The following is a 25,428-nucleotide window of genomic DNA, read 5'->3' on the forward strand; positions in this document are numbered from 1 at the left end:
CGTGTCCGGCACGGGCCGAAGTGCTCACGTGGCCCGTACGGCCTCCCTGCTTGCCCTTACGTCCCCGCGGCCCCTCGCGTGCGCTGTACGCTGGCGCCGAAATTCGCGATACATCGCGGTTGCCTGATTCCCGCAAACGCGATATGTTCGGCTACGGATATACGGTAGCGAGCATGGCGAGGTGAGAACGATGGCGGCACGGCGCAAACTCTCCAACCCGCTGGCCCTGGCGGTCATGGTGCTGCTCGCCGAGCGCCCGATGCACCCGTACGAGATGGCCCGGGTGATGCGGCAGCGCGGCAAGGAGCACAGCATCAAGATCAACTACGGCTCGCTCTACACCGTGGTCCAGAACCTGGAGAAGCACGGCTTCGTGACCGTCGCCGACGTCCAGCGGCAGGGCAACCGCCCCGAGCGCACCCTCTACGGGCTCACCGAGGAGGGCCGCGTCGAGATGCACGACTGGCTCGCCGACACGGTCGCCGTACCGGCCAGGGAGTATCCGGCGTTCGAGGCCGGGCTGTCGCTGATCGCGGCCCTGCACCCGGACGAGGCCGTGGAGTTGCTCACCGAACGGATCGCCGCCGTGAAGGTCCAGGCCGCCGCCTTCCGCGGGGTGCTGGCCAAGCTCGGCGAGGAACTGCCGCGGCTGTTCCTGCTGGAGACCGACTACAAGGCCCGCATGCTCGAAGCGCAGGCGGACTGGATCCGCGAACTGCTCGCCGAGATCGCCGCGGGCGAGCTGACCGGCGCCGGGGAATGGCGCAGCTGGCACGAGACCGGCGCCATGCCGGACGGGTGGTCGGAGCTGGAGGAGCAGTTCCGCGACCTCGACGCGGCGGACGCGAGGGGCGCCATGAGCCCGGCGGGTGCCTCGCACGCGGCGCCCGGCGCCCAGGGCACGCGCGCGCCCCGGTCCGGGACCCCTGCCGCCGAGAGGGAGCGCCCCGACGACACCACCTGACCCGGAGCGGCCCCCGGCGCCCGCTGCTGCAACAGCGGACGCCGGAACGCGAACCACCGACCGGACATCCGCGGCAGCGGACGTCGGGCGATCGAGGTGCGGCACACCCACGATAGCCCGGCCCCTCCCCGCAGGCGTTCCGGTGACCCCGTGCAACCCGACCCGCACGCACGACACACCCGGAGGATCACCGACCATGACCACCGCAGCGCCCGCCGTCGAGGCGGACGGGCTGATCAAGACCTATCCCGGCGGGGTGACCGCCCTCGACGGCATGGGCATCACCGTCGCCGCGGGCACCGTCTTCGGGCTGCTCGGCCCCAACGGCGCCGGCAAGTCCACCACCGTCAAGATCCTCACCACCCTGGCTCGCCCGGACTCCGGCACCGCCCTGGTCGCCGGGCACGACGCGCTGCGGCACCCCGACCGGGTCCGCCGCGCGATCGGCGTCGTCGCCCAGAAGTCCGGCGCCGACCCGGTCGCCACCGGGCGCGAGAACCTGCTGCTCCAGGGGCGGCTGTACGGCCGGCGCGGTGCCGAACTCGGCCGCCGGGCCGACGAGTTGCTGGAGCGCTTCGACCTGGCAGCGGCCGGCGGCCGGCTGGTGCGTACGTACTCGGGCGGCATGCAGCGCCGCCTCGACGTGGCGCTCGGCCTGATGCACCGCCCGCAGGTGCTCTTCCTCGACGAGCCGACCACCGGGCTGGACCCGGAGGCGCGCACCGCGATGTGGGAGGAGATATCCCGGCTGGCCGGCGAGGAGGGCCTGACGATCCTGCTCACCACGCACTACCTGGAGGAGGCCGACCGGCTCGCCGAGCGCATCGCGATCGTCGACCGCGGCCGGGTGGTCGCCGAGGGCACCCCCGACGAGCTCAAGGGCGAACTGCGCGGCGACGCCGTCCACGTGGAGCTGCGCGACACCCCCGACGAGGTCGACGCCCGCCTGCTGGCCACCGCGCTGGGCGAGTTCGCCGCGGTGCGCGAGGTGACGGTGGACGGCCGCCGGCTCAGCGCCCGCGCCGACGACGGGCCCGCCGCCGTACCGCACGTACTGGCCGTCCTCGACCGGCAGGGCGCCGCCGTGGCGACCGTCACCGTGGCCAGGCCGTCGCTGGACGACGTCTACCTGCGGTACGCGGGGCGGCGGTTCGCCGACGCGGACACCGGCACGGGCGGGAGCGCGGCGAAGGCCGCGGTCCCGGCGACCAGCGCGGGAGGCGCCCGATGAGCACCGAAACCCTCTACCAGACCTGGTACATGACGCAGCGCCAGCTGATGGCCATCCTGCGCCAGCCGGTCTTCCTGGTCATCACCCTGGTCCAGCCGGTCATCTGGCTCTTCCTGTTCGGCTCGCTCTTCCGCAAGGTGGTCGAGCTCCCCGGCTTCGGAGCCGGGTCGTATCTGGACTACCTCGTACCGGGCGTCGTCGTGATGAGCGCGGTGTCCTCCAACATGTGGGCCGGGATGGGCACGTTGGAGGAGATCGAGCGCGGCACCCTCAACCGCTTCCTGACCACCCCGGTCAGCCGCACCGCGCTGATGAACGCCAACGTGGTGCAGCAGGGCTGCAGTACGGCCGTCCAGTCGGTGCTGATCGTGCTGCTCGGCAAGCTCGGCGGAGCCGACTACCCGGGCGGAATCGGCGGGTTGCTGCTGTTGCTGCTCGCCTCGGTGCTGCTCGGAACGATCTTCGGGGCCGGGTCCAACGCGGTGGGCATGCTGGTCAGGCAGCGCGAGAGCATCATCGGGATCAACTCCTTCCTGCTGCTCCCGCTGACCTTCCTGTCCTCGGCCTTCATGGCGCCCGGCCTGATGCCGTCCTGGATGCGGCACATCGCCGACTTCAACCCGGTCAACTGGGCTCTGGTCGCCGGACGTTCCGCGATGTCGGCGGACCCGGACTGGGGCGACGTGCTCAGCCGCGGCGGCGCTCTGCTGGCCCTCGCGGTGGCCGCGGTGTGGCTGTCCACCCGCACCTTCCACTCCTACCAGCAGTCCGTCTGACCCAGCGGCCCGCTCCTGCCCAGCAGTCCGTCCGACCCGGCGGCCCGCTCCTGCCCGGCGGTCCGTCTGACCCGGCGGCCCGCTCCTGCCCGGCAGTCCGTCCGACCCGGCGGCCGGTCACCGCCACGCGCGCGTACGGTGACCGGCCGCCGGGGGCCGTGCCAGGACGGGCGGGCCGCCGCGTCCGTACCGGCGCCGGCACAGGCGCCGACCTACGGCCGCTCGCCGGCCTCCTGCTCGCGCTCCACCTCGGCATTCCACTCCCGCTTGGACGACTGCCAGCCGTCCTCGTCGGCGCCGCGCCGCCAGTAGCCGGACACCGACAGGCGCTCGCGCGCGACACCGCGCTCCAGCCGCACGAAGCGGCGCAGCTCCTTGACGAAGCCCGCCTCGCCGTGGACGAAGACCTGCACGTCACCGGGCGGGAAGTCCAGCGCGGTGACCGCGGCCACCAGCGCCTCGCCGACCGGCCGGTCGCCCCGGTGCAGCCAGACGACCTCCACGTCACCGCGGACCAGCAGCTTCTGCTCGTCCGCCGGACCCGCGACCTCCACGAAGACCTTCGCGACCGCGCCGGGCGGCAGGTGCTCCACGGCCGCCGCGACGGCGGGCAGCGCGCTCTCGTCACCGGCGAGCAGGTGCCAGTCGGCCGCCGGGTCGGGGGCGTAACCGCCGCCGGGGCCCATGAAATAGATGCCGTCGCCCGGCCGTGCGGCCGCCGCCCACGGGCCGGCCAGGCCCTCGTCGCCGTGGTGGACGAAGTCCAGCGCCATCTCGCCGGCCGCCGGGTCCCAGGCGCGTACCGTGTACGTGCGCGTCCGCGGCCACTGCTCGCGCGGCAGGTCGCGGCGCACCGCTTCGATGTCGAGCGGCTCGGGATAGACCACGCCCTCGGGCGCGAAGACCAGCTTGACGTAGTGGTCGGTGTAGGCGCCGATCTCCGGCCGGTCGGCCGGGTCGACCACCAGCACCACCCGGATCATGTGCGGGGTCAGCCGCTCGGTGTGCACCACGGTGGCGTGCCGGGGTGTGGGGGTCCTGCGTGCCGGTCGGTCCGCCATGAATCGGGCCCCGCTCTCTGTCGCCTGGGTCGTACGGGCGTACGCCCTGCCGTCCGCGTCTCGATGGTGCTTAGGCAAGCCTAATCGACCGTCGCGTGCCACCGATTTCCTTCGCTTCACAACTTGAAGGCTGCGCGACCCCTTGACGGCCCTCGGGTGTCGTCGCTTCCATACAGTTGCCAATGGGAGCGCTCCCACACGCTTCCTGACGACCCCTCACGCCACGAACTGAAGCGTTCCATCCCCCCACCGAGAGGAAGCGCACCGTGGTCCCCACTCCGGACATCCGAAGTCCGCTGAGAAGCCTGAGCCTGACCCGGCTGCGGGTGGTGCTCGCCGCCGTCGTCGCCGCGGCGATGCTCGCGCTGCTGTCGCTCGCCGGGCAGACCCATGCCTCGGCGGCGCCCGCCCCGGCGGCCGCCGCGGGCGCGGGCTACTGGCACACCAGCGGCCGGCAGATCCTGGACTCCAGCAACCAGCCGGTGCGTATCGCGGGCATCAACTGGTTCGGCTTCGAGACCAGCAACGAAGTGGTGCACGGCCTCTGGTCGCGCGACTACAAGAGCATGATCGACCAGATGAAGACGCTGGGCTACAACACCATCCGACTGCCCTACAGCGACGACATCTTCAAGCCGGGCGCGGCCGCCAACAGCATCACGTTCTACAACATGAACACCGACCTGCAGGGCCTCAGCCCGCTGCAGATCATGGACAAGATCGTCAACTACGCGGGCTCGATCGGCCTGCGGGTGATCCTGGACCGGCACCGCCCGGACTCCAGCCAGCAGTCCGCGCTCTGGTACACCAGCGCCGTCCCGGAGTCGACCTGGATCACCAACCTCAAGGCGCTGGCGACCCGTTACCAGGGCAACACCGCCGTCGTCGGCATCGACCTGCACAACGAGCCGCACGACCCGGCCTGCTGGGGCTGCGGCGACACCACGATCGACTGGCGGCTCGCGGCCCAGCGGGCGGGCAACGCGATCCTCGGCGTCAACCCCAACCTGCTGATCTTCGTCGAGGGCATCCAGACCTTCAACGGCGTCTCGGGCTGGTGGGGCGGCAACCTGATGGGCGCCGGGCAGTACCCGGTGCAGCTGAGCGTGGCCAACCGGGTCGTCTACTCGGCCCACGACTACGCCACCAGCGTCGCCCAGCAGACCTGGTTCACCGACCCGGCCTTCCCGGCGAACATGCCGGCGATCTGGGACAAATACTGGGGGTACCTCTTCAAGCAGAACATCGCCCCGGTGTGGGTCGGCGAGTTCGGCACCACGCTGCAGTCGACCGTCGACCAGCAGTGGCTCAAGGCCCTGGTCAGCTACATGCTGCCCACCTCCGGCAACGGCGGTGACAGCTTCAGCTGGACCTTCTGGTCGTGGAACCCCGACTCCGGTGACACCGGCGGCATCCTCAAGGACGACTGGCAGAGCGTCGACACCGTCAAGGACGGCTACCTGAGCACCATCAAGGCCCCGACCTTCGGCGGCACGGGCACGACGGGCGGTACGTCGAGTGGTACGTCGACCGGCACGTCGACCGGCACCAGCACCGGCACCTCCACCGGCACCAGCACCGGCACCTCCACCGGCACCTCCACCGGTACGTCCACCGGCACCAGCACGGGTACGAGCACCGGCACCAGCACCGGTACGTCGACGGGCACGTCCACCGGAACCACCGGGACCACCGGCGGTACCGGCGGGAACAAGGGCTGCACCGCCGCCCTGCACGTGGACAACCAGTGGGACGCCGGCTTCACCGCCACCGTCACCGTGACCAACACCGGCACCGCCGCGACCACCGGCTGGAAGGTCAACTGGACCTGGCCGGGCAACCAGCAGGAGACCTCTGGCTGGAGCGCCACCATCACCCAGACGGGCGCCGCGGTCAGCGCCGTGAACCTCTCCTACAACGGAGCGGTCGCCCCCGCGGCCTCGACCAGCTTCGGCTTCCAGGGCACCTCGACGGGAACGGTCGGCACGCCGACGCTGACCTGCACCGCGAGCTGACGCCCGCACGCGGTTCCCCCGCGGTACGACGCCGGCGGGCTCCCTTCGGGGGGCCCGCCGGCGTCCGTGTGAATGACCTCGTGCAGACCCCTAGGCATACCGACTGGTCGGTACTAGCCTCTGGCCACACTCCGTCACTTCACCCGGTTTTTTCCCGTACCTCCAGGAGGAGCCGCATGTCCGCAACACCGACGTCGTTCGACGCCAACAGACCCGGACCACAGGCTGCGGGCGGCGACACCCGTACCGTGCTGCAGCGGCTCTACCGCCGCGACCTCGCGGCGTACCCGGCCACCGGGCCCCGGATGGCGTATCTGGCCATCGTGGTGGTCACCACGGTCGTGCTCTACTACATGCTCTACATCCAGTACGCGGTCGCCACGTCGATCATCACCCACTTCGACATGACCTACCGCTACTTCGTGTGGGTCTCGGTGATCGGCAACGCGGTCGGCGCCTTCGCCTCCCTGGTGGCGGGCCTCGCCGACCGCTGGGGCCGGGCCAACATGGTGGTCTACGGGCTGCTGATCGCCTCGCTGCTGGTCTTCTTCGGGCTGCCGAACGCCGGCGGCAAGGCGACGTATCTCGTACTGTTCGCGCTGGTCAGCGTCGTCGAGGGCATCGTGCTCGTCGCGACCCCTGCGTTGATCAGGGACTTCTCGCCGCAGCTGGGCCGGGCCACCGCGATGGGCGCCTGGACGATGGGCCCGGTCGTCGGCAGCCTGGTCGTCACGACCGTCACCAGCCAGACCCTGGACACCTCCGGCTGGCAGGACGAACTGCGCTACTCCGCGATCGCCGGCCTGGTCGTCTTCGTCGTGGCGATCTTCGCGCTGCGCGAGCTGTCTCCCGGGCTGCGCGACCAGATCATGGTCACCCTGCGGGACCGCGCGCTGGTCGAGGCCCGCGCCAAGGGCATCGAGCCGCAGGCCGCAAGGCGCGGCGAGTGGCGGCAGATGCTGCGCCTGGACATCGCGGGCTCGGGCCTGGCCATCGCCCTCTTCCTGCTGCTGTACTTCGCCGCCGTCGGCAACTTCGTCGTCTACTTCGCCACCACCTACGGCTACAGCGAGCAGCGCGCCAATGCGGTCGCCAACTGGTACTGGGCCGCCAACGCCATCGCCCTGGTCGTCGTCGGCCTGCTCTCCGACCGGCTCAAGGTGCGCAAGCCGTTCATGATCGTCGGGGCGGCCGGCTCCATCGTGATGACCGCGATCTTCGCCACCCGGGCCACCCATCCGACCACCGACTACTACACCTTCGCCTGGCTCTTCGTGGGCATCGGCGTCTTCAGCGGGGTGGCCTACGGCCCGTGGATGGCGGGCTTCACCGAGACGGTGGAGAAGCACAACCCGGCCGCGACGGCGACCGGGCTCGCGGTGTGGGGCTGGACGATACGCATCGTGGTCGCGGTCTCCGCGGCCTTCATCCCGGTGCTGGTCACCTCGGTGACGCCGCTGGTCGACCACGGGGCGCAGGTCACGGCCGCGCAGACGCAGGCGGCGCCGGCGCTGGCGATCGTCGGCGCGCACCCCGCCGTCTTCGCCGAGCTGGGCAGGTACCCCGCGGGCAAGGCGCCCGCCGACGTCACCGCGCGCGCGGTGCGGGAGGTCGGTCCCGCCGGCCTCGCCACCGTGCAGAAGGCCCAGCCGCAGCTGGCGGTGCTGCAGAAGTACGGCACGAAGGTCCAGAAGGCCGCGCACGACGGGCCGGGGCAGTGGCGGACCTGGTGGTGGATCTGCGTCGGCGGCCAGGTCCTCTTCCTGCCGTTCGTCTTCCTGATGGCCGGCCGCTGGAGCCCGCGCCGCGCCCGCGAGGACGCCGCCCTCCACCAGGCGGCGGTGGATCGCGAACTCGCCGCCCTGACCTGAGGGCTGCTGTCCCGGGCGGGCCGCCCGGTCTCCCCGGGACCGTCCCCGGGCCACACGCGCAACTGTGTGACCGCGGGGCGCACTTCGGCGCGAGGCGCTACAGTGCGGCGACATGACCGAACGTCCGTTTGAGGCCCTGGGGTTGAGCCCGGACGCGGACCGGGCGTACAGCCTGCTGGTGTCGACCCGGGGGATGGGAAGCGGCGAGCTGGCCCGCCAGATGGGCGTCACGGCGGACCGGGGACAGGCGGCCTGCGGGGAGTTGGCGGGGCGGGGGCTGGTCCGGCGCGGTCGGGACGGCCAGTGGTATCCCGTCCCGCCGCACGCCGGCTTCCGGCCGCTGCTGTCGCGCGCGCAGGAGCAGTTACGGCTCGGCGCGGAACTGCTCGACCGGCTCGACGTCGAATACCAGCGCGTCCACCAGGCCCACCGTGCCGACGAGGCCGTGCAGGTGGTGGCGGGCCACGCCGCGATCCGGCGCAGGATCGAGGACTTCCGCGCCTCTGCCCGGCGCGAGATCGCCTCGTTCGTGCCGGGCCCGGCGGTGGCGCCGCGCGAACCGCTGCCCGGCGGCGTAAGGCGGCGGGTGGTGTTCGAGCGGGCCGGGCTCGAAGCGGCCGGGGCCTTCGGGCCGCCCGGCGACCCGCTGATGTCGGCCAGGGTCGCGGGCCGGCTGCCGGCCCGCCTCGGCATCGCCGACCGCGAGGTCGCCCTGCTGCCGCCGCCCGCCGCCGACGATGCCGACCCGGTGATGCTGGTGGTGCTGCCCAGCCCGCTGCTCGACACGCTGACCGCGCTGTTCGACGCGGTGTGGGCGGGCGGGGTGCCGCTGGTGCGCCGCCCGGACGACCGGCAGCCGCGCAGCGCCCTGCGGTCGCGGATCCTGGCGATGCTGGTGAGCGGCAGCACCGACGCGGCGATGGCCCGCTCGCTCGGCGTGGCGGTGCGCACCGTGCAGCGGCACGTCGCCGCGATGCAGCGCGAGGCCGGCGTCGACAACCGCATCCAGCTGGTGTGGCATGCTGCCCGGCGCGGCTGGCTCGACGATCTGCCGGGCGAGTTACCGGGCGGTCATTCCGGGGGAGACGCCCGCCGGCCGTCCGGATGACGGGAAGGCGACTCCGCCCAGCGGGACTCCCGGTGTCAGGTATTCGACAAGGGTTTGACGAATCCTTGGTGCATGTGAGGCACAGGTATACGCCAGCGGTCTGATCGACCGTGACCACCGCGGCGGCCGCCGCCGCGGAACGGTCCCACTGCCTCAGGGAGAACCCCTTGCGCATACCCGTTCCCAGACACAGCCGCCGCACCGCCGGTGTGGTGGCTTCGCTCGCGTCGGCCGCCCTCGCCGTCGTGGGCCTGCAACTCCCCGCCGCCGCACCGGCGTCGGCCACGCCCTCGCACCGGCCCGACGTCGTACGCCAGTGCGCGGACGCCAAGCCTGGGCAGTTCTCCTGCTTCGCGCTGCGCAGGACCGACATCCCGGCCAAGGCCGGGCTGCAGCCCGCCGCGACCACCCCCGACGGCTTCGGCGCCACCGATCTGCAGAGCGCGTACGCACTGCCGGCGGACGGCGGCGCGGGACAGACCGTGGCCATCGTGGACGCCTACGACGACCCGACCGCGGAGGCGGACCTGGCGGTCTACCGCCAGCAGTACGGGCTGCCGGCGTGCACCACGGCCAACGGCTGCTTCAGCAAGGTCAGCCAGCGCGGCGGCAGCGACCTCCCCGACCCCGACCCCGACTGGTCGGGCGAGATCTCGCTCGACCTCGACATGGTCTCGGCGGCGGCGCCCAACGCCCACATCCTGCTGGTGGAGGCCGACTCGTCCTACTTCGACGACCTGGGCGCCTCGGTCGACCAGGCGGTCGCGCTGGGCGCGAAGTACGTCTCCAACTCCTACGGCACCGGCTACGACACCACTCCCGGCAGCGGCGAGGACCCGTCAGAGGCCACCAGCATGGACCCGTACTACAACCACCCGGGCGTCGCGGTCGTCGCGTCGACCGGCGACGACGGCTACGGCGTCAGCTACCCCGCCGTCTCGCCGTACGTCACCGCGGTCGGCGGCACCGCGCTCACCCGGGACTCCAGCGCCCGCGGCTGGCGCGAGTCGGTGTGGAACAACGCCTACGGCGGCCCCGGTTCCGGCTGCTCGCTCTACGAGCCCAAGCCCGCCTTCCAGACCGACACCGTCTGCGGCATGCGGGGTGAGGCCGACGTCGCGGCGGTCGCCGACCCGGCCACCGGCGTCGCGGTCTACCAGACCTACGGGAACGACGGCTGGGCGGTCTACGGCGGCACCAGCGCCTCGTCGCCGCTGATCGCGGGCGTCTACGCCTCGGCCGGCACCCCCGGCTCCGGCACCTACCCCAACGCCTACCCGTACGCCAAGCCCGGTTCGCTCAACGACGTGACCGCGGGCGACAACGGCTCCTGCAACCCCGGCGCACTGTGCACCGCCGGCCCCGGCTGGGACGGCCCCACCGGCCTCGGCACGCCCAACGGGACCGCCGCCTTCGCCAGCGGGCCGCACGGCGTCTTCTCCGGCACGGTCACCGACCACGCCACCGGCGCCCCGATCGCCGGCGCCGTCGTCAAGGCAGGCGACCACAGCGCCACCACCGCCGCCGACGGCACCTACAAGCTGGACGTACCGCCCGGCAGTTACGACCTGACCGCCGCCGCGTACGGCTACGCCACCGCTTCCGCGACCGCGGTCGACCTCGCGGACGGCGCCACCGTCACCGAGTCCTTCGCGCTGGACGCGGTGCCGACCAGGACCGTCTCCGGGCGGGTCAACGACGGTTCGGGGCACGGCTGGCCGCTCTACGCCGCCATCACCGCGGACGGCGTCCCCGGCGGACCGGCTTTCACCGACCCGGCAACCGGCGCCTACACCCTGACGCTGCCGCAGAACACCACCTACACGCTGCACATCGCCGCCAACTACCCCGGCTACCAGACGGTGAGCAAGACCGTGCAGGTCGCGGCGGCCGACCAGACGCTCAACGTGGCCGTACCGGTGGACAGTTCCTCCACCAAGGCGCCCGGCTACGCGGTGCACCTGGACGGCGCCACCGAGCCCTTCACCTCCACCACCGCCCCGCCCACCGGCTGGAGCGTCGTCAACGCCGCGGGCACCAGCGGCGGTTGGACCTTCGACGACCCGGGCGGCCGCGGCAACCGCACGGGCGGCAGCGGCGGCTTCGCCATCATCGACAGCGACGACATCGGCCAGAGCCTGGACCAGGACACCTCGCTGCTGTCCCCGTCCTACGACCTGAGCGCCGACACCGCGCCGATCCTCGGCTTCGACACCGACTACAAGGAATTCTCCAACTCCACCGCCGACGTGGACGTCTCCTCCGACGGAGGCACGACCTGGTCCACGGTGTGGAAGAAAACGACCACGTCGGTGGCCGGCCCCGCACACGTCGAGATCCCGCTGGGCGACTACGCGGGCAAGAGCGACGTGCGGCTGCGCTTCCACTACACCGGCACCTGGGCGTACTGGTGGCAGCTGGACAACGTCTTCGTCGGCAAGCGCACCTACGCCCCCGTGCCCGGCGGCCTGGTGGTCGGCACCGTCACCGACGCCAACACCAAGGCCGGCGTCAACGGCGCCACCGTCACCAGCACCGACCAGCCCGCCGACCACACCACCACCAGCGCCACGCCCGACGACCCGAACCTGGGCGACGGCTTCTACTGGACCTTCTCGCACCTCACCGGCAAGCACCCGATCAGCGCGGCGGCCTCGCACTACGCCACCGCCTCCGGTATCGCCAACATCCCGGCGGACGGCACCGTCGAGCGCGACCTGACCCTCAAGGCCGGGCGGCTCAAGGTCACTCCCGCCTCGATCGCCAAGACCGTCGGCTGGGGCAAGAGCGCCTCGCAGAACCTGACGGTCAAGAACACCGGCACCGCGCCGGCCACCCTGACCCTGGGCGAGACCCCGGGCGGCGTCGTCGTCGCGAAGGCCGGCGCCCCGCTCAACCTCGTCAAGGGCCACTACTCGCCGCTGTCCCTGGCCGCCCACGGCGCGAAGGCCGGCGCCACCTCCAAGGCCGCCACGCCCGCCGAGGCCGCGGCGGGCGACGCCTGGCAGCCGGTGCCCGACCTGCCGGTCAGCACCGGCGACAACGCGGTCGCGAGCTACCAGGGCACCGTCTACTCGGCCTTCGGCTACACCGGGGCCGCCGACACCAGCGACCTGTACGCGTACAGCGCCGACAGCGGCGCCTGGACGAAGCTCGCCTCCGCCGCCGACACCCGCGAGGCGCCGGCACACGGCATCATCAACGGCAAGTTCTACGCATCCGGCGGCTGGGGCGCCAGCGGCAGCCCCGACGCCAAGCTGGAGATCTACGACATCGCCTCCAACACCTGGAGCACCGGGGCCAGTTCGCCCAAGCCCTACGCCGGCGCCGGTACCGCGGTGCTGGACGGCAAGCTCTACTCCGTCGGCGGCTGCACCGCCGACGCCTGCGGCACCACCGACGTGACGGCGTACGACCCGGCCACCAACACCTGGTCCAGCGCCGCCGCCTACCCCGAGGACGTCGCCTGGGAGTCCTGCGGCGCCGTCAGCGGCAAGCTCTACTGCGCCGGCGGCACCATCGACGCGGGCACCCTCACGCACGGCTACGTCTACGACCCGGCGTCCGACGCCTGGTCGCCGATCGCCGACCAGCCGACCGACGCGTGGGGCGCCGCCTACACCTCCGCCAACGGCCTGCTGCTCGTCAGGGGCGGCGCCGTCAACGGCGGCGCCGCGCTCACCAACCAGACCTGGGCCTACCAGCCCGACGACAACACCTGGACCGCCCTGCCCAACTCCACCGCCTCCCTCTACCGCGGCGGCGGCGCCACCGGCTTCTACGCCGTCGGCGGCCTCGCCGGCCAGGTCCCCGCGAAGACCGCGGAAGTCCTGCCGGGCTACGACCAGACCGACACCGAAGACGTCAGCTGGCTGAGCGAGAGCACCGACACGGTCACCCTGCAGCCAGGTGCCAGCACGACCGTCACGGTCACGCTGGACGCGTCCGCGCCGGACATCAGCCAGCCCGGCACCTACACCGCGGCCCTCGGCCTCGGCTCCGACACGCCCTACCCGCTCACCCCGGTGGGCGTCTCCCTCACCGTCAACCCCCCGGCCACCTGGGGCAAGATCACCGGAACGATCTCCGCGGCCGGTGCGCCGCTCAGCGGCGCGACGGTACAGATCAACACGTGGGCGACCCACTACACCCTCAAGACCGCCAAGGACGGTACGTACGCGCTCTGGCTCGACGTCCGCAACAACCCCTTGCAGCTGATCGTCGCGAAGGACGGCTACCAGCCGACGACGAAGACCATCCGCATCGTCAAGGGGGCGACGACAACTGCCGACTTCACCCTCCTGAAGGACTAGCCCGAAGGTCCGGCACGCCCCGGCCGGGCAGGCGCTTCCCGCCTGCCCGGCCGGGCCCGTCCCGCGACCTCTCCCCGTTCCGCAACGGGGCTGCCCCATACCGGCGCGCAAGCGCCACGCAGCCGGGGCTCAGCCCCGCAGGAGGCGCGCGAGGGTCGCGGACAGCTCGGCGTCGAGGATGCGTGCCGCCTCCTCCACCTCGCCGGAGGCGATCGCCGCGACCAGGGCGGCGTGCGCCGCGTGCCCCGTCGCGGGGTCGGCGGCGCGCAGGCCGAGCGGGTCGGCGAGGCCGGCCAGGGCCTCCCGCAGCGCCGGCGCGAACTCGGCGAAGAGGTCGGTGAGGACGGGATTACCGGCCGCGGCCACGACGGCCGCGTGCAGAGCGATGTCCGCGTCGACAAGGGCGGCATCGACGGGGGCGGCATCGACGAGAGCCGCGTCGTCCGAGTCCGCGGCGAGGCGCCGCGCGGAAAGCGCCGCGACCATCGCCTCGACGTCCGCCCCGGTGCGCCGCTCCGCGGCGAGCCGTGCCGCCTGCACCTCGAGCACGGCCCGCACCTCGTGGACCTCCGCGACAGCGGCCCGCCGCAACCGCGTCCCGAGATCGTCGTGCGGCTCGGTCGAGACGACGAAGACCCCGGCGCCCTGCCGGGACCTGACCAGGCCGGCCTCGGCGAGCGCCCGTACCGCCTCGCGTACCGTCGACCGCCCGACGCCGAGCGACGCGGCGAGCGCGGTCTCGCCGGGCAGCTTCGTACCCACCGGCCACTGCCCGCCGAGGATCTGCCCGCGCAGGTGCTCCGTGGCCTGTTCGACCAGCGGGCTCGGCCGCGGGGATCCGGGCGGCATGGCCGTCTCACCTCTCAGGTCGCCTGACCACATTTCGTGACAAAGCGTACCGGCCGTGACGCGGCGGGGCCTCTTCCCGGATGCGGTGGCGGGGCCGGGAAGGACCGGCACCCCGCCGCCGTCGACCGCGGGCGGTCAGGGCCGGTAGACCTTCCCCGGTTCCGGCGCCGCGGGCGCGAGCAGTTCGGGCACCGTCACGAAGGTGTAGCCCTGCGCCCGCAGCGCGTCGATGATGCCGGGGACGGCGGGCACCGTCCCCGCGTACAGGTCGTGCAGCAGGATGATGCCGTCCCGGCTCGCGTCCTTGAGTATCCGCCGGTGTATCAGCGCCGAGTCGGTGGTGGCGTAGTCGCTCGCGGTGTCGTTCCACAGCACCTGTGCGAGCCCCAGCTCCTTGCAGACCTTGGAGACCTTCGCGTCGGTACGCCCCTGCGGCGGCCGCATCAGGGTGGGCCGCTTGCCCGTCAGCCTCTCCACCTCGACGTCCAGGTGGTCGAGTTCGGCGCGTATCTGCGCCGGCCTGAGGTCGGTCAGCCGGGGGTGGGTCCAGGAGTGGTTGCCCAGCACGTTGCCGTTCTGCGCCATCTGCTTGACCAGGTCAGGGTATTTGTCGACATGGTTGTGGCCGAGGAGGAAGAAGGTCACCCGTACCTTCTTCTCTGCCAGCACCTTGAGCAGCGCGGGGGTGTGCTCGCTCGGCCCGGCGTCGAAGGTCAGGGCTATGCACTTGGCCTTACGGCAGTCCACCGCCCCGGCCGGCAGCGCCCCCTGGGTCCCCGTTCCCGCCTTGCCGTCGGTGTGCGCGGCCGCCTTGTACGCGGCCTCGCGGGCGCTCTTCGGCGACTGCGCGTCGTAGTGGGCGCAGCCGGTCAGCGACAGGGCCAGCGACGCCGCCGCGAGCGCGGCGGTCAGACCGGTCCGCCGGACCGTACGGGACGTTTTCGGCATGGCGGATCCTCCGGAAGTCGGGTGCTCGGCTGTGCGATCGCTGTGCGCCGGGCGGCGCGGCTGGTCACACTACACACCCGCTATACATAGGGCGTATAGCGGGTGACCAGCGCCTGGGTCCGAGGCTCCGGCGCTCCGAGGTCTGCCGCGGCTAGCCGCGAGCGGCGAGTGTCCCCACCAGGCGGGAGAGGGAGCCGCCCAGGCCCCAGCGGGTGGCGAGCGCGTCCAGCGCGGCGGGCGACGCCGGGGTGCGGGGGAGGGCCGGGGCGAAGGCCGGGAGCGGGACGTCCTTCGCGACGGCGACGACCGCGGGGGCGACGTCGAGATAGTCCGCGGCCGCGATGATGTTGCGCCGCCGCGCGGGCGTCAGGCGCGAGAACGGGTCGACGGCCGCCGCCCGCACCCCGGCGAGGTCGCCGTACTCCGACACCAGCTGCGCCGCGGTCTTCTCGCCGATCCCCTTCACGCCGGGCAGGCCGTCGCTCGGGTCCCCGCGCAGAGCGGCGAAGTCGGCATACTGCCCCGCCCTTACGCCATAGCGCTCCACGATCGCCGCCTCGTCGATCACGTCGCAGTCCCCGACGCCCTTGCGCGGATACAGCACGCGCACCCCCCGTGCGTCGTCCACCAGCTGGAAGAGGTCGCGGTCCCCGGTGACGATCGCGACGGGTCCCGCGGCGGCGGTCGCCAGGGTGCCGATGACGTCGTCCGCCTCGTAACCGGCCACGCCGACACGGGCGACGCCGAGCGCGTCGAGCACCGCCTCGATGACCGGCACCTGCGGCGAGAGCGTGTCGGGCACCTCCTCGACGTCCCCGCCGTCCTCCACCTCCTCGGCGACGCGATGCGCTTTGTACGACGGGATCAGGTCGACCCGCCACTGCGGGCGCCAGTCCGCGTCCATGCAGGCCACCAGGTCGGTGGGGGAGTGGTCGGCGACCAGCCGGGCGATGAAGTCCAGCAGCCCGCGCACCGCGTTGACCGGGGTGCCGTCGGGCGCCTTCACCGATTCGGGCACGCCGAAATACGCGCGGAAGTACAGGCTCGCCGTGTCGAGCAGCAGCAGCTTGCCGGTTTTCTGGTCGGTCACCGCGCCAGCATCGCACGCACCACCGACAGCGGCCCGTACGGTGGGCCGATGGCTCACCTGAACCGGGGGCGCGGCCGCGCCGTACGCCGCGTCGTGTCGCTCGTGCCGTCCCTCACCGAGGCCGTCGCCGCGACCGCGCCCGAGCTGCTGGTCGGCGCCACCGACTGGTGCACCCACCCGGCGGACCTGCCGGTGGCCAGGATCGGCGGCACCAAGAACCCCGACGTGGCGGCGGTCGCCGCGCTCGCGCCCGACCTCGTGCTCGCCAACGAGGAGGAGAACCGCCCCGCCGACCTGGACGCGCTGCGCGCGGCCGGCCTGACCGTCCTGGTCACCGAAGTGCGCTCGCTGCCCCAGGCCTTCACCGAACTCGACCGGATGCTCACCGGGGCCTGCGGCCTCCCCCGCCCCGACTGGCTCGACGCGGCCGAGGCCGCCTGGCGGGGCATCGCCCCGGGGCCGCGCCCGCCGCGCGCGGTCGTCCCGATCTGGCGCCGCCCCTGGATGGTCCTGGGCCGCGACACCTTCGCGGGCGACCTCCTCGCCCGCCTCGGCGTGGCCAACGCCTACGCGGCCCACACCGAGCGCTACCCGCGCGTGCCCCTCCCCGACCTGCTGGCCGCACGCCCCGACCTGGTCGTACTCCCCGACGAGCCCTACCGCTTCACGGCCGGCGACGGCCCCGAGTCCTTCCCCGGCCTCCCCGCGGCACTGGTGAGCGGCCGCCACCTGACCTGGTACGGCCCGTCACTGGCCACGGCGCCGGCCGTCCTGGGCGGCGCGCTGGCGGCGGCGACCGCCGGCTGAGCGGCGGGCGCCGGAAGCCCGCCGGCCAGCAGGCCGCGCACGGTGCCCGTGGCGGCGGTGGCCCAGGCGGTGACCAGCACCGCGTAGAGGGCCGCCGCCAGCCAGGCCGCGGCGTGCAGCCCGGTGTGCCTGGCCAGTGCCGTGGCGCCGGTCGCGCACGTGCCGACCGGGAAGGTGAAGGCCCACCAGGTCATCGAGAACCGCAGGCCCCTGCGGGCCGCCCGCGCCACCATCGCCGACGCCAGCGCCAGCCACAGCAGCGCGAAGCCCATGACGGGGACGCCGTAGAGGACGGCGAAGGCGCCCAGCGCGGAGGCGTACGGCGGCGCGACGGCGTACGGAGCGTTGTCGGCGAGGGCGCCGGCCGCCGTCGTGGACTGGCCCAGCGGCCCGAGCACCAGGAAGAGCGCCGGGGTCAGCGCGACCGGCAGCGGCCCGTACCGCAGCAGCCGTCCCCACACCAGCGGCAGCAGCATCAGCGTGGCCAGCAGGCTCAGGCCGAACATCGCGTAGCAGCCGAGCAGCAGCGCCTCACGCGCCTGCCGGGCGCCGGGCGGCAGGCGCGGCACCAGGGCGGGGCCGAGCGCGGCGGCGACCATCGGCGCCACCACCGGCAGCAGCCATACGGGCGAGGCGCCCGCCGCGCCGATCCGGTGCCGCGTCACCATCAGATACGGCACCACCGCCGCCACCAGCAGCGCGCTCGCCGCGCCCACTGTCCACAGCGCCGCGTCCACGGCCACCGCGGCGTGCCCGCCGATCACCGGCGACCCCAGCGCCGGCGCGCCCGCGCCGACCGAGAGCAGTGCCATCGGCAGGCAGCCGTAGAAGGGCGCGACCGCCGGGTCGAGCAGCTGCCGCCGCGCCTCGTCCGCGTGCCGGGCCCAGTGCACCCCGCGCGCGGCGAGCACCAGGACCAGCAGGGCCGCGGCCAGCACCCACACCCCCGTACACCCGTCCCGCACCCAGCCGGGACGCCCGGGCAGTGCGGCCCCCGCGTTCCCGACGATCGCGGTGCCCATGACGGCGGCGTACCAGTTCGGTCCGACGTGCCGGAATCCCTCGGCGCGCACGCCCACCCGGGCGGGGACAGCAGTGACCATGCCTCCACGGTCACCCGGCGCCCGTCGCACCGGTAGCACCCGCGGGGCTATCAGCTCATAAGCTGGCCTTATGACCACCCCCGACCCTGCCGACCCCGCGGAAGGCACCGGCCCGGCCGCCTCGTCGGCTGCGACCGGCCCTCGCGGCGGCGGCGCGTCCGTGGCGCGGCGGGTGCCCGATCTCGCGGGTATGGAGCTGCTGGTCGCGGTCGCGCGGCTGGGCAGCCTGGGACGGGCCGCGCGGGAGCTGGGGATCAGCCAGCCGGCGGCCAGCGGGCGGATGCGGGGCCTTGAGCGGCAGCTGGGGGTGGCGCTGGTGCGGCGGTCGACGGGCGGGTCGGCACTGACCGAGTCGGGAGCGCTCGTCACCGAATGGGCGCGGCGGGTCCTGGAGGCCGCGGAGGACTTCGACGCGGGGGCGCGGGCGCTGCGCGGGCAGCGGGACTCGCGGCTGCGGGTCGCGGCCAGCCTGACCGTCGCCGAATACCTGCTGCCCGGGTGGCTGACCGCGCTGCACGGGCGGCATCCCGGCACCGCCGTCTCGCTGGCCGCGGGCAACTCCGTGGTCGTCGCCCGGCAGGTCACCGCCGGCGAGGCGGACCTCGGCTTCGTGGAGGGCCTCGACGTGCCCGCCGCCCTGGACGCCGCCGTGATCGGCCACGACCGGCTGCTGGTCGTTGTCGCCCCGGGCCACCCGTGGGCGGCCCGCCGCCGACCGCTGCCCGCCGCCGAGCTGGCCGCCACCCCGCTGCTGCTGCGCGAGGAGGGCTCGGGCACCCGCCAGGTGCTCGACGCGGCGCTCGCCCCGCACGGCGGCCCGGCCGTACCGCTGCTCGAACTCGCCTCCACCACCGCCGTGAAGAGCGCGGCCGTCGGCGGCGCCGGGCCCGCCGTGCTGAGCGAGCTGGCCGTGGCCGACGAGCTGTCCGCCCACCGGCTGGCCGTCGTGCCCGTCGCCGGACTCGACCTGAGCAGGGCGCTGCGCGCGGTGTGGCCCGCCGGGCACCGGCCCGCGGGCCCGGCCCGCGACCTGCTCACGCTGACCCGCCGTCCGGCGCCCCGCAGATAGCCCGCGCACAGCGGGAGGGGCCGCCCACTTACGGATTTCTCATGCGGGGGCCATAGGGTGACCGCCGTGACGACGACGACCCCGCCCGGCTGGTATCCAGAACCCGGGCACACAGGCAACGGCCCGGCGATGGAACGCTGGTGGGACGGATCCGCGTGGACGGAGTACACCAGGACCGCACCGGTCCCGGCGGCCCCGCAGGCGTACCCGGGCTACCCCGGCTATCCGGCGGACTCCGGATACCCGGGTTATCCGGGATATCCGAGTGAGGGTGCGGGCGGCACCGGCGGCAAGCGCACCGGGACGGTGGTGATCGCCCTGGTCGCCTCGCTGGTCCTGATAGCCGCGATCGTCGCCGGCGTGCTCGTCCTGGGCAAGGACGACAACAAGAACGACGCCAAGACGCCGACGCCCACCTCCACCGGCGGCAAGGTGCCAGGCCCCGCGCCGAAGCCGTCCGACGGCGGCGACAGCGGCGGCGCGACCGGGGGCAGCGGCGGCTCCGGCGACTCGCCGCGCGGTGACGGCAAGTCCGCCATCGACGCCTACGACGCGATCAGCCTGCCGGTGCTCGACGGCTGGACAGGCACCTCGGGTGACGTCGTCGCCCGCCTGTCGACCGGCAGTTACAAGTGCCCCGGCACCACCCCGGGCACCTGCTCGCTCGGCGGGGTCTCGGCGGAGCCGACGATCGCCGAGGAGATCACCGCCACCACGGCGGAGGCCGCGGCCAAGGAGGACATCTCCAAGAACGCCGCGAACGCGTACAGCAAGGACACCTACGGCACGACCACCTCGCACCAGCAGCTGAAGGCCGGTCCGGTGACCGTGGCGGGCCAGCAGGGCTACCTGGTGCGCTGGAAGGTCGTCACCGCGTCCGGGACCAAGGGCTACGTCGAGTCGCTGGTCTTCCCCTCGCCGACCACCAAGCAGCTGGTACTGGTCCGCTTCGGCTTCGACATCACCGACAAGGCGCCAGGCCTCGACGTGATCGACCAGATCACCCAGGGCATCAAGACCGACACCAGCCAGGGCAACGGCAGCACCGGGGGCGCCGGGGGCACCGGCGTCTGAGCCGCGCCGTCGCCGCCGGTCCGCGCCCGGGTCCGTCGCCGCCGGACCGTGGCGGCGTACCCGGGCGCGGGCGCGGCCTCAGGTCACAGGAAGGTCTTGCCCTCGCCGCGGTAGGTCGGTACCACGGCCGTCACCTCGTCACCGTCTATCAGGTGCAGCTCGGCGAACCGCTCGCACATCTCCCCGGCCTTCGCGTGCCGGAACCACACCTTGTCGCCGATCAGCAGATCGTCCGCGGCGGACCCCAGCAGCGGGGTCTGCACCTCGCCGGCGCCCTCCTGCGGGTCGTAGCGCAGCCCCTCGGGCAGATACGGGACCGGCAGCCGGTCGGCGCCGGGAGCCCCCGAGGCCGGGTAGCCGCCGCCGAGGACGGTGACCACGCCGACGCCCGGGCGGCGTACGACGGGCTGCGCGAAGAGCGCGGCCGGGCGGCCGCGGAAAGAGGTGTAGTTGTCGAAGAGCCGCGGCAGATAGAGGCCGGAACCCGCCGCGATCTCCGTGACCGCGGGCTCCTCGGCGGTGTACTGCACACTCCCGGTGCCGCCGCCGTTGACGAACTCCAGGCCCGGCTCGACGGCCCGCACCGCCCGTACGGCCTCGGCCCTGCGCGCCGCCAGCTCCTTGCGGGCGGCGGACTGCATCAGCCGTATCGCCAACGACCGCGCCGGGCGCCCCCGCACCGCGTCGCCGACGCCGGCGATGTGCCCCTCGTACGCCATGATGCCGACCAGCCGGAAACCCGGCCGGGTGGTGATCGTCCGGGCCAGCGCCGCCAGCGGCTCCGGGTCGTGCAGCGAGGAGCGCAGCGCACCGATCCGCAGCCGCCCGGCCAGCTTGCGCAGGCTGGTGTCCAGCTCCAGGCAGACCCTGACCGTCTCGGTGCCGGAGCCGCGGGCCGCGTCGATCAGGTCGAGCTGCGCCGCGTCGTCCACCATCACGGTGACCGCGGCGGCGAGTTTGGGGTCGGCGGCCAGCTCGGCGTAGGCGGCGCGGTCCGCCGACGGGTAGGCCAGCAGGACGTCGGTGTGGCCGGCCCTGGCCAGCCACAGCGACTCGGCGAGGGTGAACGACATCAGGCCCGCGAAGCCGTCGTGCTCCAGGGCGCGTTCCAGCAGCGCCCGGCACCGCACCGACTTCGTCGCGATACGGATCGGCTTGCCCGCCGCCCGCCGCGCCAGGTCGGCGGCGTTGGCGTCGAAGGCGGCCAGGTCCACGACGGCCAGCGGGGCGTCGAGATGGGCGGTGGCCCGGTCGTACCGGGTGCGGTCGGCTGTGCGCTCTGACATGTCGGGCAGCTTGCCAGACCGGCGCTACCGAACGGTAGGCCCGCGGCGCGCGGCCCGTGGGAAACGTAGGCCCCAGCCACCCCGTAGAGTGACGGGCAAGCCGCGCGGATACAGGCAACACGAGGGGGCCCGGGTGAGTACGGGAGTGGACAACGGGGAGCCCCCGGCAACTCCGTTCCCCACCCCCCACCCCCGCCAAGACACCCCCAGCGGCACGGCCCCCCCACCCCCGCGCCACCGCCCGGCCCCCTCACCTCCCCACCCGGCCACCCGCCTGACCGACCCCGACACGCCGTCCGGGCCGCGCCGGCAGGTGCCGGCCCCCGGGCCTGGGCGGGACGCGCCGCCGGTGACCGAGCCGCCTGCGGCCGGATTCCGCCCGCAGGTGCCGGCTCCCGGTCCTGGGCGGGACGCCCCGGCCGGGTCGGGCCCGCAGGCACCGCCTCCCGGGCGTGGGCCGGACGCGCCGCAGGTGACCGAGCCGCCTGTGCCGCCTCGGGCTCCCGCGCACGCGCCGGTCCCGACCGCCGCCCCGGCTCCGCCCTCCCCTCCCCGCGTGCCCGCAGCTGCGGGCACGCCGGACGCGGGCGAGGGGGCGGCGCCCCGGCCGACCGTGCCGCCTGCGCCTATTGCCCAGCCCTCGCCCCGGACATCGCACACTGCCGCGCCGTCACCGTCCCCCTCCGCCCCGCCTCCGCCGCGGACCGAGGCACGCGTGGACGCGGCGGCACCGGACGCCCCGCCCATACCGGCGCCGCCGGTGCACCCGCCGCGGCCGGTGACGGTCACGCCGCCGCCCGCGGCCGCGCAGCCTCCGCAGGCTGCGTATATTGCGCCGGCTTTCGGGCCGCCCGCACCCGCGCGGGCCGCCGCGCCCCGGCGCAGCCGCGGGGCCAGGGGAGCCGTGGCAGCAGTGTGCGTCGTGCTCGGGCTCGGGCTGATCGGCGGCGCTATCGCCGGGGGCGTGATCGACCGCGGCCCGCACGCGGCGCCGCAGGCCGCTCCGGGAAGTGCCGCGGAGTTCGGGCAGGCGCGGCAGGTGTGGCACAGCGCGCCGGTCGACACGCTCTTCCCGCCGACCGTCCCGGGCAAGGGCGCGGGACCGGGCGGCGCCGACCGGGTCTGGACGCGCGTCGGGATCGCCGCGCCCGGGGACTGCGCGGGGGCGTTCGACCCGCTCCTCAGCGGGGTGCTGGCGCCCACCGGCTGCCTGCGGCTGCTGCGGGCGACGTACGTGGACAGCACGACGACCACGGTCACGACCGTGGGCCTGCTGGTCACGTCGGCGGACCGGGCCGGCATGCAGGCGCTCGGCCGGCGCTGGAGCGGCGAGCACCTGGGCGACCGTATCGACCTCATACCTCGGCCCGTGGCCTTCCCCGGCACGCCCGCGGCCCGCTTCGGCACGGCGCAGCGCGGCAGTTGGGACGTGGAGGTCTCCTCCGACCTGCCCTTCGTCGTCTACGCGGTCAGCGGCTTCGCCGACGGGCGCGAGGTGGCGAGCCCGCAGCCGGCGTCCCTCGCGACGGCCGCGGGCGCCACCACCGCACCCGCCCAAGCGGGACTCGGCCACGACGCCGCCGGCCTGGCCAAGGCCGTCAACGGCCGGCTCACCGCCACGGTGAACGCGGAATTGCACCCGACCGCCACCCCGGAGACGGAGAAGCACAGGTGACCGCCGGAACCGCCGCCCCCGCCGGCCGGGGACCGGCCATGCCCGCAGCCGTGGCGATCGACCCGGCGCCGGCAGCGCACGTGGCGTCGGCCGTGCACGCCGCTGTGGCAATCAGCCCGACGCCGGCAATGTACGCAGCCGTGGCAATGTACGCAGCGCCGGCAATGTACGCAGCCGTGGCAATGTGCCCGGCTCCCGGGACGGAGCAGCCCCGATGAGCCGCCGCATCACTCTGCCGGTCAGGGCGGCCGCCGTCGCCGCGGTCGCGGGCGCGCTGCTCGCCGCGGGCGGCGGGCCCGCCGCCGCGGACACCGCAAGGGATCGGGAGTGGCCGCTGGCGGCACTGCACGCGCAGAGGGCATGGGAGACCAGCAAGGGCGCGGGAGTGACCGTCGCCGTGCTCGACACCGGGGTCGACGCCACCCATCCCGACCTCACCGGCCAGGTGCTGGCGGGCAAGGACATGGTCGGGTTCGGCTCCTCCCGCGGGGACAGGACGTGGGCCAACCACGGCACCGGGATGGCCGCGATCATCGCCGGGCACGGGCACGGGGCGGGCGACAGCAAGGGCGTGCTCGGGCTCGCGCCCGAGGCGAAGATCCTCCCGGTGCGGGTGATCCTTGAGGAGAAGGACCCGCAGCGCGACAAGGCCAGGAACAGCCGGGGTGACGCGCTGCCCGAAGGCATCCGGTGGGCCGTCGACCACGGTGCGGACGTCATCAACCTCTCGCTCGGGGACGACAGCGCGACCGCCGCACCGGTCGCCGCCGAGGCCGACGCCATCCAGTACGCCCTCGGCAAGGGCGTCGTCGTGGTCGCCTCCGCGGGCAACAGCGGTGACAAGGCGGACCGCTCCTCCTATCCGGCCGCCTACCCGGGCGTGATCGCCGTGGCCGCGGTAGACCAGAGTGGCGGCCACCCGGCCTTCTCCACCCACCGCTGGTACGCCTCGGTGGCCGCGCCGGGCGAGGACGTGGTGATCGCCGACCCGAACCGCAAGTATTACGACGGCCTGGGCACGAGCGCCGCCTCCGCCTACGTGTCGGGCGCCGCCGCCCTGCTCAGGTCGGCGTATCCCCGGCTGAGCCCGTTGCAGGTCAAGCAGGTGCTCCAGGACACCACCCGGCACAAGCCCGCGGGCGGCAGGAGCGACGCGATGGGCACCGGCGAGATCGACCCGCCCGCGGCGCTCGCGGCGGCCGCGAAGCTCACGCCGGGACCCGTCGCGCCCGCCGCGGTGGCCTCCCCGTACCGCTACTTCGGCTCGGGCCCCGCCCCGGTGCCGGTCCCGGCCGCCGCCTCCAGCGTCCTCGGCAACGGCGTCGCCGCCGCCTTCGGCGCTGTCGGCGCCGTCCTGATCGCGGTGGCCGCGCTGCTGTGGTTCCGGCCGCGCGGGTCCACCCCCGCGGGCGGCGCACCACCGCCGGATAGAGTGCCCGAGTGGCGCTGAAGAACATCCCCGACCCCGGCTACGCCGACGACGACGGCTCCGCCGCCCCCGCCCTGACCGCGGCACTCGCCGCGTGGGACGCGGACCGCGGCCAGGAGGCCGCGGTGGTCGAGGCGCTGCAGACCGCCAGGCTGCTGGTGCCGGTGATCGCCGTGCTGGGCGAGGCGGAGACCGGCGAGGACGGGCTGCGCCGGGAGAAGAGCAGCGACATGGCGGTGCCGACCATCCAGGCACCCGGTGGGCGCAAGGCGCTGCCCGCCTTCACCTCCACCGCCGCGCTGGCCCGCTGGCGGCAGGACGCGCGGCCGGTCGCCGTACCGCTGCACCAGGCTTTGCAGGCACTGGCCCAGGAGGGGGCCGACACGCTGCTGATCGACCTCGCCGGACCGGTCACGTACGAGCTGACGGGCGCCGCGCTGCGCAGCGCCGCCCTCGGCCCCGGGCGGGGCGAGCCGCTGGCGGATCCGGCGGTACGTGCCGCGCTGCGAGCCGCGGTGGCCGCGGAGCCCGGCGTGGTGCGCGCCCACCTGACTCCCGGCACCGGCAGCGACGGCACCCTCGGCCTGGTCCTCGCGCCCGGCGCGGACGTCGCACGCACCGGGCAGGCGCTCGCCGCCGCGCTCGCCGCGGACGACACGCTGCGGGCGGGGCTGCGCCAGGGCATCGACCTGGCCCTGCTGCCGCCGGACGCCACGCTGCCGGGGGAACCGCTCTTCACCCTCTGACGGCCATCCACGG

18 protein-coding genes and 1 pseudogene are annotated in these 25,428 nt (G+C 74.1%); 13 read left to right on the plus strand and 6 right to left on the minus strand.

Features of this window, described 5'->3' with window-relative positions; translation table 11 throughout:
• The first annotated feature begins 190 nt into the window (after positions 1 to 190).
• The 3 genes from BUE44_RS18180 to BUE44_RS18190 all read left to right on the plus strand — a co-directional run bounded on the left by BUE44_RS18180 (position 191) and on the right by BUE44_RS18190 (position 2,971).
• Positions 191 to 964: a PadR family transcriptional regulator gene (locus BUE44_RS18180; RefSeq protein WP_073499683.1), complete on the plus strand. Its 774-nt coding sequence runs from the start codon at positions 191 to 193 to the stop codon at positions 962 to 964.
• Positions 965 to 1,160: 196 nt separating this feature from the next.
• Entirely contained in the window at positions 1,161 to 2,195 is a 1,035-nt protein-coding gene (locus tag BUE44_RS18185) for an ATP-binding cassette domain-containing protein (RefSeq protein ID WP_073499685.1), read from the plus strand.
• The gene (locus tag BUE44_RS18190; protein WP_073499687.1) at positions 2,192 to 2,971 is read left to right on the plus strand and encodes an ABC transporter permease; all 780 of its coding nucleotides are present in this window, start codon (positions 2,192 to 2,194) and stop codon (positions 2,969 to 2,971) included. Before BUE44_RS18185 ends, BUE44_RS18190 begins: the two co-directional genes overlap by 4 nt.
• A 212-nt stretch (positions 2,972 to 3,183) precedes the next feature.
• Here the strand turns inward: BUE44_RS18190 and BUE44_RS18195 are convergent, their stop codons facing one another.
• Positions 3,184 to 4,032: a siderophore-interacting protein gene (locus tag BUE44_RS18195; RefSeq protein ID WP_073499689.1), complete on the minus strand. Its 849-nt coding sequence runs from the start codon at positions 4,030 to 4,032 to the stop codon at positions 3,184 to 3,186.
• 356 nt (positions 4,033 to 4,388) lie between these two features.
• On the opposite strand from BUE44_RS18195, the gene BUE44_RS18200 reads away from it, so the two are divergent.
• From BUE44_RS18200 to BUE44_RS18215, 4 genes are all read left to right on the plus strand, one after another.
• Complete coding sequence (locus BUE44_RS18200) at positions 4,389 to 6,047, plus strand: cellulase family glycosylhydrolase (RefSeq protein WP_079189861.1); 1,659 nt, start codon at positions 4,389 to 4,391, stop codon at positions 6,045 to 6,047.
• 176 nt (positions 6,048 to 6,223) lie between these two features.
• On the plus strand, positions 6,224 to 7,918 hold the full coding sequence (locus BUE44_RS18205; protein WP_073499691.1) for an MFS transporter: 1,695 nt from the start codon (positions 6,224 to 6,226) through the stop codon (positions 7,916 to 7,918).
• Between the two features lie 112 nt (positions 7,919 to 8,030).
• A complete protein-coding gene (locus BUE44_RS18210) occupies positions 8,031 to 9,026 on the plus strand; it encodes a helix-turn-helix transcriptional regulator (RefSeq protein ID WP_107415762.1) in 996 nt (331 codons plus the stop codon).
• 167 nt (positions 9,027 to 9,193) lie between these two features.
• A complete protein-coding gene (locus tag BUE44_RS18215) occupies positions 9,194 to 13,339 on the plus strand; it encodes a carboxypeptidase regulatory-like domain-containing protein (protein WP_079189862.1) in 4,146 nt (1,381 codons plus the stop codon).
• A 129-nt stretch (positions 13,340 to 13,468) separates the two neighbouring features.
• On the opposite strand, the gene BUE44_RS18220 is transcribed toward BUE44_RS18215, so the two are convergent.
• The 3 genes from BUE44_RS18220 to BUE44_RS18230 form a co-directional block, all read right to left on the minus strand.
• Complete coding sequence (locus BUE44_RS18220) at positions 13,469 to 14,188, minus strand: FadR/GntR family transcriptional regulator (RefSeq protein ID WP_200804455.1); 720 nt, start codon at positions 14,186 to 14,188, stop codon at positions 13,469 to 13,471.
• Positions 14,189 to 14,323: 135 nt separating this feature from the next.
• Positions 14,324 to 15,136 carry a polysaccharide deacetylase family protein gene (locus tag BUE44_RS18225; protein ID WP_073499697.1) on the minus strand — a complete coding sequence of 271 codons (813 nt, stop codon included), beginning with the start codon at positions 15,134 to 15,136 and terminating at the stop codon, positions 14,324 to 14,326.
• 151 nt (positions 15,137 to 15,287) lie between these two features.
• Complete coding sequence (locus BUE44_RS18230) at positions 15,288 to 16,226, minus strand: 5'-3' exonuclease (RefSeq protein ID WP_073499699.1); 939 nt, start codon at positions 16,224 to 16,226, stop codon at positions 15,288 to 15,290.
• A gap of 48 nt (positions 16,227 to 16,274) precedes the next feature.
• Between BUE44_RS18230 and BUE44_RS18235 the strand changes: the two genes are divergently transcribed.
• On the plus strand, positions 16,275 to 17,033 hold the full coding sequence (locus tag BUE44_RS18235; RefSeq protein ID WP_073499701.1) for a helical backbone metal receptor: 759 nt from the start codon (positions 16,275 to 16,277) through the stop codon (positions 17,031 to 17,033).
• Here the strand turns inward: BUE44_RS18235 and BUE44_RS18240 are convergent.
• Positions 17,012 to 18,136: pseudogene (locus BUE44_RS18240) on the minus strand (TDT family transporter); the annotation flags it as partial. The gene BUE44_RS18235 and the pseudogene BUE44_RS18240 overlap by 22 nt on opposite strands.
• Before the next feature lie 190 nt (positions 18,137 to 18,326).
• Between BUE44_RS18240 and BUE44_RS18245 the strand changes: the two are divergent.
• Positions 18,327 to 19,205, plus strand: a complete 879-nt coding sequence (locus tag BUE44_RS18245; RefSeq protein ID WP_235002239.1) for a LysR family transcriptional regulator — start codon at positions 18,327 to 18,329, stop codon at positions 19,203 to 19,205.
• A gap of 66 nt (positions 19,206 to 19,271) precedes the next feature.
• Positions 19,272 to 20,279, plus strand: coding sequence for a DUF2510 domain-containing protein (locus BUE44_RS18250; RefSeq protein ID WP_073499919.1), 1,008 nt, complete (start codon positions 19,272 to 19,274; stop codon positions 20,277 to 20,279).
• A gap of 83 nt (positions 20,280 to 20,362) precedes the next feature.
• On the opposite strand, the gene BUE44_RS18255 is transcribed toward BUE44_RS18250, so the two are convergent.
• Positions 20,363 to 21,565, minus strand: coding sequence for an amino acid deaminase/aldolase (locus BUE44_RS18255; protein WP_073499708.1), 1,203 nt, complete (start codon positions 21,563 to 21,565; stop codon positions 20,363 to 20,365).
• Positions 21,566 to 22,469: 904 nt separating this feature from the next.
• Between BUE44_RS18255 and BUE44_RS18260 the strand changes: the two genes are divergently transcribed.
• From BUE44_RS18260 to BUE44_RS18270, 3 genes are all read left to right on the plus strand, one after another.
• Complete coding sequence (locus tag BUE44_RS18260; protein WP_200804456.1) at positions 22,470 to 23,240, plus strand: hypothetical protein; 771 nt, start codon at positions 22,470 to 22,472, stop codon at positions 23,238 to 23,240.
• Positions 23,241 to 23,454: 214 nt separating this feature from the next.
• Positions 23,455 to 24,690: a type VII secretion-associated serine protease mycosin gene (gene mycP, locus BUE44_RS18265; RefSeq protein ID WP_073499712.1), complete on the plus strand. Its 1,236-nt coding sequence runs from the start codon at positions 23,455 to 23,457 to the stop codon at positions 24,688 to 24,690.
• Complete coding sequence (locus BUE44_RS18270; protein WP_073499714.1) at positions 24,681 to 25,415, plus strand: SseB family protein; 735 nt, start codon at positions 24,681 to 24,683, stop codon at positions 25,413 to 25,415. The genes mycP and BUE44_RS18270 overlap by 10 nt, the downstream gene beginning before the upstream one ends.
• The last annotated feature ends 13 nt before the right edge of the window (positions 25,416 to 25,428 follow it).

Source organism: Actinacidiphila paucisporea, assembly GCF_900142575.1.
In the GTDB taxonomy this organism is placed as follows: domain Bacteria; phylum Actinomycetota; class Actinomycetes; order Streptomycetales; family Streptomycetaceae; genus Actinacidiphila; species Actinacidiphila paucisporea.